The organism is Micromonospora sp. NPDC047753, from assembly GCF_040642735.1.
Lineage (GTDB): Bacteria > Actinomycetota > Actinomycetes > Mycobacteriales > Micromonosporaceae > Micromonospora.
The window spans coordinates 1-8,086 of record NZ_JBEYSL010000313.1 but is presented as its reverse complement, the minus strand read 5'-3'; the positions used below and the strand labels follow the sequence as shown (position 1 = coordinate 8,086).

Sequence of the window (8,086 nt, the reverse complement as noted above, 5' to 3'; positions counted from 1 at the left end):
CGGATCCAGAGCGTGCGGGTGGTCCAGGGGCCCATCCAGCGCCGTCTCGGGTTGGCCACCGTGCACGCGGACACCGCGGGCGGCTCCGGTGCCACCGCCCAGGACCGCGACCTGGCCGAAGCCTGGGCCCTGGCAGCCGACCTGACGACAAGAGCCCACCAGGCCCGCACCACCACCCCCCAACCCTGACCCCGCCCCTCCACCCCCCTGACCCCGCCCCCTCCACCCCCCTGACCGACCCTCTCCCCTCGCGGTGATCATGAAGTTGTTGCCCCGACACGCCGCGCGGGAGGGCAATAACTTCATGATCAACGGGATGGGGTCGGGGGCGGGGTCGGGCCTTGGTGGGGGTCAGTGGTCGGCGGGGACCTGGGGGTGGGTGGTGGCGCTGTTCGGTTCGCGTGGGGTTGGGGGCTCCGGCTCGTTGTGCGGGGAGTCGGGGGGCGGTTGCGTTCCGGGCTTCGGGTGGCGGACACGCCACGCCGCCCAGCCACGCTCCGCCAGACCGACCACCAGGAAGGTCAGCCCCACGTAGGCCCAGCCGACCAGCACGTCGATCACGTAGTGCTCACCCGAGTAGACCAGGGTGAAGGTCATCGCCAGCGGGTACGCGAGCAGCAGCGGCCACCAGCGACGACGGGTGGCGGTCAGGAAGAACAGCACCACGAACAACGCCCAGGCGGTGTGCAGCGACGGCATCGCGGCGACCGGGTTGGAGGCGATCTGGCCGGCGTTGAGGACGTTGCCGGCACCGTGCATGCCGAACGCCTTCCAACCCCGGGTGGAGATCCGGGCGACCTCGGTGAGCAGGCCGTTCTGCGCCGCCCACCAGGGCGGGGCCGCCGGGTAGATGAAGTAGGTGACCAGGCCGGCCGCGCAGAGGAAACCCCACCGCCGCATGTACGCGGCCCAGCGGTGCCGGTCGCGCAGCCAGAGCACCGCGGCGGCGGCCAGCGCCACCACGAAGTGGGAGAAGTACACCCAGCTCGCCGCGACATCCCACCAGTGCACCTGCGGGTGGTAGAGGTGCTGCTGCAACCAGACGGTGGGCACCTCACCGCCGGTGGCCCAGCCGAACATGAACCGGTCGGCGACGATCAACTCCATCGCGTGCGGCGTGGCCCCGTTGTCGGCGAACCCGCGCGAGAGGTTGTAGATCACGAACAGCAGCACCACCGGCACCCAGTCCCGGGCGAAGCGCAGGTGGCTACGCCACGGCCGATCGCTGTTCCAGGCGATGGTCGCCAGCCAGATCCAGACGAAGGCGTACGCCGGGTCGGTGGGCAGCCCGATGGCCAGCCACGCGGCGACGAACGCGACCGCCCAGACGGTCATGGCGACGACGCGCCGACGACCCCCGTCCGGGGACGCGGGCGGGTCGGTCCGGGCGGGGGGCTGGGGGTCAGTCGCGACGGCCATCGGGGTCAAGGTTAACGACGGGTACGGCATCGACCGACGGGGACCACCCGTTGCGCGTCCGGGGTGGTCGCGTCCGGATCGTCGGGCGCGTGCTCGACGGGTCCAGCGAGCACCTAGGCTGACGACCATGCAGGAGCAGCCCGAGCCGGCCTTCGCGCCGGGTCTGACCGCCCAGGTCGAGTTGACCGTCACCGACGCGGACACCGCCCAGGCGGTCGGTTCCGGGGACGTACCGGTGCTGGGCACCCCCCGGGTGCTGGCGCTGGCCGAGGCGGCCACCGTCGCGGCGACGGCGACCGGGATGCCGCCTGGTTCCACGACAGTGGGCACCCGGGTCGAGTTGGAGCACCTGGCGCCGACAGTGGTCGGCCGGACGGTCCGCGCGCAGGCGCTGCTGGCGACCGTCGACGGTCGCCGGCTGTCGTTCGAGGTCACGGTCAGCGACGGCGACCAGACGGTGGCCCGGGGCCGGGTGGACCGGATCCTGGTCGACCGGGGACGCTTCGTCGAACGGGCCGGGCGGGCGTCGTGAACGCCGGTTTCGTCGAGGTCGCCGACCGGGTGCACGTGCTGGCCGAACCGCTGCTGCGGGTCAACGTCACACTGGTCGTCGGCGACGACGAGGCGCTACTGGTGGACACGCTCTCGTCGGCCGCCCAGGCCACCGAGCTGGCCGCGGCCGTCCGGGCGGTCACCGACCGTCCGCTGACGCTCGTCAACACCCACCACCACTACGACCACTGCTTCGGCAACGCCGTCCTGGCCGGCGACCCACCCCGCCCGGTGTACGCGCACGAGCTGGCCGCCGCCGCCCTGCGCGAGGAGCCGGAGCGGCTGCGCCGGGAGGCGTACGAGGAGTTGCGCACGGAGCACCCGGCGCTCGCCGCCGAGCTGGCCGACACCTCGCTGCTCGCTCCCACGCACACCGTACACGTCGAGACGGTCCTCGACCTGGGCGGTCGACAGGTGCTGCTGCGCCACCCCGGGCGGGGGCACACCGAGGCCGACCTGGTGGTGCACGTGCCGGACGCCGACGTGCTGGTGGCCGGGGACCTGGTGGAGCAGAGTGGCCCGCCCGCCTTCGAGGACTCGTACCCGTTGCGGTGGCCGGACGCGGTCGCGGACCTGCTGCGACTCACCACCGCGCGCACTGTGGTGATCCCGGGCCACGGCGACCCGGTCGACGTCGACTTCGTCCGGGCTCAGCACGCGGAGCTGGCGAAGCTGGCCTGGCTGATCCGGGCCGCGCACACCGGCAGCGCCCCGCCGGAGCGGGTGGCCGCCGAGGCCCCTTTCGGGGCCCGCCCGGCCCTGGTCGCCGCCCAGCGCGGCTACCTGGAACTGAACGGCACGGCCTGACGGCCTACACCGAGGTACGTCGCCACTGCTGGTTGGTGCCGGTGCCACACGTCCACTGCACCGCGCGGGCACCGTCGGTGGTGGCGGAGTTGAGCACGTCGAGGCACTTGCCGCTGTGCCGGGCGACGAGCTGCACGTAACCCGTGCCGAGGTCCTGCACCCGCCACTGCTGGTTGGTGCCGCCGTTGCAGGTCCACTGGGTGACCCGTACCCCGTCGGCGGTGGCGCCCGCGCCGCCGTACACGTCGAGGCACTTTCCGCTGTGCGCGCTGACCACCGTCTGGTAACCCCCACCAGCGTCCTGGAACCGCCACCGCTGGTTGGGCTGACCGTTGGCGGCCCACTGCACCACGTCGGCACCGTCGGTGGTCGCGCTGTTGTTGACGTCCAGCAGCTTGCCGCTGTGCCGCGCGGCGAGGGTGTACGCGCTCGGCACCGGCACCGTGGTGTCCGGGGCGAGCCGGTACAGCCCGGCGCCGTGGGCCGGGAGCGACCGGGTGAGGGTCCCGGTCGCCGTGCCGAGGGCCGCGCCGGACCACAGGTCGGTCACGGCGGCCGACCCGATCCCGAGGTCGGCGAGGTTCACCGACACCTGCGCCGCGCTGCTGTCCCTGTTGAACAGGGCGACGTACCGGTGGTTGCTGCCCGGCACGTCGGCGGTCCACACCTGCCGGCTGCCACCGTAGAGCTGACGGTTGTTCGCGCTGTTCTGGTTGACTCCCAGGACCGCAGCGTTGGTCATCAACGCCAGCTCGGCGGCACGGTTCTCGACCAGGTTGCCGCCCCACATCAGTGGCGCCCGGTTGATCGCCCACAGTGACATCAGGGTGCGCTGCTCGTCCGACGTCAGGTTGGAGTATCGCGGCGAGCCGACCGGCCCGTACTTGGAGAGCCGGCCGATCGGGATCATGTCGGCGTCGGGCCAGGCGCCGGTGGCGCGGTACGGGGTCCAGTTGCGCAGTTGGTCGAAGAGCGCGTCCACTGACGACCAGTTGTCCCACAGATCGTTGACGATCCGCCACATGTGCGCGTTGGCCTGGACGTGTGCGCCGCTGGAGAGCGAGGTCGGGCCGGGCGAAAGGCTCAGCACCATCGGTCGGCCGCTGCGCTGGATGGCCGTCCGGTACCCCTCGACCTCCGACTGCCGGTACGTCGGGGCGGCGATGTCGTCCACCTTCACGTAGTCGACACCCCAGGACGCCAGCAACTGGAACATCGAGTCCAGGTAGGTCTGCGCGCAGGGGTTGGACATGTTCAGGCCCCACATGAGGTTGAGCCAGGCCGCGGTGGTGGTGTTGTTGATCTGGTTGGCGCGGCAGGTGGTGCCGAGGATCGGTACGTTGTCGGCGACCGCCTGGCGGGGAATGCCCCGCATCAGGTGGACGCCGAACTTCAGCCCCTTCGCGTGGACGTAGTCGGCGAGCGGCTTGAACCCGTTGTCACCGGCGGCGGAGGGGAACCGGGTCGTGTCCGGCAGCAGCCGTCCGTTGGCGTCCATCCGGAGCCGGGGTTGCAGGTTCGCGTCCTGGTTGGGGCTGTTGTTGTGTTGACCGGGGTAGTACCAGGCCCAGTCGATCACCACGTACTCCCAGCCGAACTGCCGCAGGTTCGTGGCCATGTAGTCGGTGTTGGCCCGGACGTCGGTCTCGGTGACCCGCCAGTTGAACGAGTCGTAGCTGTTCCACCCCATCGGCGGGGTGTCGGCCACCCCGTTGTCCCACGCGGCCGCCCGCTCCGGCGGGTGGGCGACGACCATCCCGGCAGCCACGAGCAGCATGACCAGTAGGGCCGCAACGTGCCGGAACGCCAGAGGCACCAGAACCACCCGCATCAGAACCTCCCCGACGACGCCCACGTTTCCATCGCGCGTCATCGATGTTAACGTTCACAAATCCCCGAGGTCAACCCTCCCCCCGCCCCCGCGCCCCGCCCCCTCTCCCCGCGCCCCGCGCCCCCGCCCGCCCCGCCCGAGCACGCGATCTTGCACTTTGTGCGGGGCGAAAGCAGGGCACAGCTGACGAAACGTCGACAGAAACTGCAAGATCGACGCCGGGAAGGGGGCGCGGGGCGCGGGGGCGTGGGGTTGGGGTTGGGGTTAGGGGTTGAAGCGGTTTTGTACTGCGGTGCGGGTGGGCATGGCGGTGGCGCCGCCCGGGGATTCGCAGACCAGGCCGGCCACCCGTAGCGCGAAGGCCACCCGCTCGGTCCAGCCCGACGGGCTGTTTGGCTCGCCGTCGACGAGCAGGTCGGCGATCAGCGCGGCCATCACCGAGTCACCCGCGCCGGTGGCGTCGATCGCGTTGACCTTGGGGGCCGGCACCCGGACCGGGTCGGCGTCGGCGGCAGCCAGCACCGCACCGGCCGCGCCGAGCGTCACGACCACAGTGGCCGCCCCCAACTCACGCAGGTACGCCGCCACCCCCTCGACCGGCTCACCGGGATAGAGCAGCACAGCGTCGGCTGCGCTCAGCTTGACCAGGTGCGCGCCGGCGGCGAACTCGGCCACCACCTCGCGCAGCCCCTCCAGCGCGCCCGGCCCGTTCAGCAGCCGGGGACGTACGTTCGGGTCGAAGACCCGCAGGCCGGCGGCGAGCGACCAGGCGCGGCGGGCGGCGGCGAGCGTATCGGGTCGGAGCAGCACGATCGAGCCGCAGTAGAGCACGTCGGCGCCCTCCAGCAACGCCAGGTCCAGATCGTCGGGGCGGAGCAGCGCGTAGGAGGCCGGCTCGCCGTAGAAACGGAAGTCCGGCTCCGGCCCGGCGTACGTGACCACCGCGAGCGTGGTCGGCGCCGGGACCGTGATCGCACCGGCCACCCCGACGTCGGCCGCGGTGAGGAAGGCGCGAATCCGCCCGCCCAGCGCGTCGTCACCGAGCGAGCCGACGAACTGTGCCGCGCCGCCGAGGCGGGCCACCCCGACGGCGACGTTCAGCGGCCCGCCGCCGATGGCCTGCCGATAGACCCGCTCCCCGTCGAGCTCGCTGTCGAGCAGGTCGACGAGCGCCTCACCGAGCACCACCGCGTATCCCATGCCGATCCTCTCGTCGTGGCCACCGGCCGCCGATCGCCGAGCCGATCTCCGTGGCACCAGGCTGGCACAGCGCACGGCCCGATGGGCGCCGAAGGCCGCGCACCGACGGGCTCGCTACCCCGGCTGGTGGATCGGCCCGTCGAGTACCGCGAGGGGGCGACCGGTGCCGCCCCACCGGGCCGCGACGATCTGCGCGGCCACACTCACAGCGGTCTCCTCGGGGGTACGACCACCGAGATCCAACCCGATCGGGGAGGCGAGCCGGGCGAGCTGCGTCGGGCTGAGCCCCGCCTCGCTCAACAGCTTGTGTCGCTCGTCGTGGGTACGTCGTGAGCCCATCGCGCCCACGTACGCCAGCGGGTGGCGCAGCGCCAACTCCAGCAACGGCACGTCGAACCTGGGGTCGTGGGTGAGGACGCACACCACCGTCCGCTCGTCGAGCCGATCGGCCGCCAACTCGGTACGCAGGTAGCGGTGCGGCCACTGCACCACCACCTCGTCCGCGTCGGGAAAGCGGCGCGCGGTGGCGAAGACCGGCCGGGCGTCGCAGACGGTGACCCGGTAGCCGAGGAACGCGCCGATCCGGGCCACCGCGGCGGCGAAGTCGATCGCACCGAAGACGATCATCCGGGGCGGGGTGGCGTACGCGGTCACGAAGAGGCTGACGCCGCCGCCTCGGCGCTGCCCGTGGTACCCGTACCGGAGCATGCCGCTGTGCCCGGCGGCGAGCAGCCCGAGGGCGTCGGCGCTGGCCGCGTCGTCGAGCCGGTCGTCACCGAGCGAGCCGACGGACCGCTGGCCGGTCAGCACGATCCGCCGGCCGAGCCGCCGGGCCGGGTCGGTCGGTTCGGTGCCCGGTGAACTGCCGGCGTCGGCCTGTGGATCGTCGTTGGCGTCGGCGGCCACGCAGGTGACGATCGCCGCCGGGTGGCCGCCGCTACGGGCTGCGGCGACCGCGTCCAGCGCCGGCAGGGCGCTCGCGTCGACGCGCTCCACGAACACGTCGAGGATGCCGCCGCAGGTCAGGCCCACTGTGTACGCGTCGTCGTCGCTGATCCCGTAGCGGCACAGCTCGGGTTGGCCGGTGTCCAGCACACGGCGGGACCGTTCGTAGAGATCGGCCTCGACGCAGCCGCCGGAGACACTGCCGATGACCGTGCCGTCGGTAGCGACGGCCATGGCGGCGCCGGGTGGCTGCGGGGCGGAGTGCCAGGTGGCCACCACGGTGGCCAGCGCGACCGCCTCGCCGTCGCGGCACCGGCGGTGCACCTCGTCGAACACGTCCGGCACCGGCGGCCGCCTCCCCGTCCCCGCTCCCCGTACGCAGGATATGACGTCCAACGACGACCGGCGGGTCTTCTCATACATCGAGGAATGACTATTGCGCTCGGCCGCTGCGGCGTGGTGGGATGACGCGTACCGGGCGGTGCGAGGGCTGCGGCGCCGCCGGTTGCCGGGTTGGTTAGACGCGAGGGCACCGGTCCAGGACAGGACCGTCGACGGCGCACGTCCACCGGCTGTTTTCCGCCGGGGCACGTCGCCGTGATCGTCGCACCGCTCACGACAGCGGGGCGATCACGCCACATCCCACCCGATTGCGGCGGGGCGGCTCAGCCAGCGCCCCTCGCGAGTCAGGAGAACCTGTGAACCGTTCCCGTATGGCCGCCTTGCTCACCGCGGCCATGACCCTCGCGCTCGGCGCTGTCGCCCTGGCATCCACTCCACAGCCGGCCGCCGCGCACGGCGCGGCGATGACGCCCGGCAGCCGCACCTACCTGTGCTGGCAGGACGGCCTCAGTACGACCGGCGAGATCAGGCCGACCAACCCCGCGTGCTCCGCCGCCGTGGCCCAGAGCGGGACGAACTCCCTCTACAACTGGTTCAGCGTGCTGCGCTCCGACGCTGGCGGCCGGACCACCGGCTTCATTCCGGACGGGCAACTGTGCAGCGGCGGGGCCACCGGTTTCCGCGGCTACGACCTGCCCCGCACCGACTGGCCGCTGACCCACCTGACCGCCGGGGCACGGTTGGACTTCAAGTACAGCAACTGGGCGCACCACCCGGGCACGTTCTACTTCTACGTGACGAAGAACAGTTGGAGCCCGACCCGGGCCCTGGCCTGGAGTGACCTGGAGGAGCCGTTCCTGACGGTGACCAACCCGCCGCAGCGCGGCTCGGTCGGCATCGGGGGTGGAGTATTCGGGGTGAGCGTGGTCCACGTAGAGCCGTGCGCCGTTGGTGAGTATCACGTTGGCCAGGCCCAGGTCTTCGTCCGCG

The 8,086-nt window shown here is 72.1% G+C and carries 7 protein-coding genes and 1 pseudogene; 4 read left to right on the top strand and 4 right to left on the bottom strand.

Translation table 11 applies throughout. The features are described 5' to 3' along the window. On the top strand, positions 1–189 hold a 189-nt coding region (locus ABZ749_RS23445; RefSeq protein WP_357231129.1), incomplete at its 5' end, for a PH domain-containing protein. 162 nt (positions 190–351) lie between these two features. Here ABZ749_RS23445 and ABZ749_RS23440 read toward each other — a convergent pair. Next, positions 352–1,419, bottom strand: a complete 1,068-nt coding sequence (locus ABZ749_RS23440) for a phosphatase PAP2 family protein (RefSeq protein ID WP_357231126.1) — start codon at positions 1,417–1,419, stop codon at positions 352–354. 127 nt (positions 1,420–1,546) lie between these two features. Here ABZ749_RS23440 and ABZ749_RS23435 point away from each other — a divergent pair, with 127 nt between their 5' ends. Further along, the gene (locus ABZ749_RS23435; protein ID WP_030488289.1) at positions 1,547–1,951 is read left to right on the top strand and encodes a hotdog domain-containing protein; all 405 of its coding nucleotides are present in this window, start codon (positions 1,547–1,549) and stop codon (positions 1,949–1,951) included. Beyond that, complete coding sequence (locus ABZ749_RS23430; RefSeq protein ID WP_357231123.1) at positions 1,948–2,778, top strand: MBL fold metallo-hydrolase; 831 nt, start codon at positions 1,948–1,950, stop codon at positions 2,776–2,778. The genes ABZ749_RS23435 and ABZ749_RS23430 overlap by 4 nt, the downstream gene beginning before the upstream one ends. A 4-nt stretch (positions 2,779–2,782) precedes the next feature. On the opposite strand, the gene ABZ749_RS23425 is transcribed toward ABZ749_RS23430, so the two are convergent. The 3 genes from ABZ749_RS23425 to ABZ749_RS23415 form a co-directional block, all read right to left on the bottom strand. After that, the gene (locus ABZ749_RS23425) at positions 2,783–4,651 is read right to left on the bottom strand and encodes an RICIN domain-containing protein (protein WP_357231120.1); all 1,869 of its coding nucleotides are present in this window, start codon (positions 4,649–4,651) and stop codon (positions 2,783–2,785) included. A gap of 222 nt (positions 4,652–4,873) precedes the next feature. Then, positions 4,874–5,809 carry a carbohydrate kinase gene (locus ABZ749_RS23420; protein ID WP_357231117.1) on the bottom strand — a complete coding sequence of 312 codons (936 nt, stop codon included), beginning with the start codon at positions 5,807–5,809 and terminating at the stop codon, positions 4,874–4,876. 114 nt (positions 5,810–5,923) lie between these two features. Next, positions 5,924–7,099 (bottom strand): XdhC/CoxI family protein, encoded by a 1,176-nt coding sequence (locus ABZ749_RS23415; protein ID WP_357231114.1) that lies wholly within the window; start codon positions 7,097–7,099, stop codon positions 5,924–5,926. A gap of 368 nt (positions 7,100–7,467) precedes the next feature. Between ABZ749_RS23415 and ABZ749_RS23410 the strand changes: the two are divergent. After that, a pseudogene (locus ABZ749_RS23410) lies at positions 7,468–7,992 on the top strand (lytic polysaccharide monooxygenase); the annotation flags it as partial. Positions 7,993–8,086: the final 94 nt, after the last annotated feature.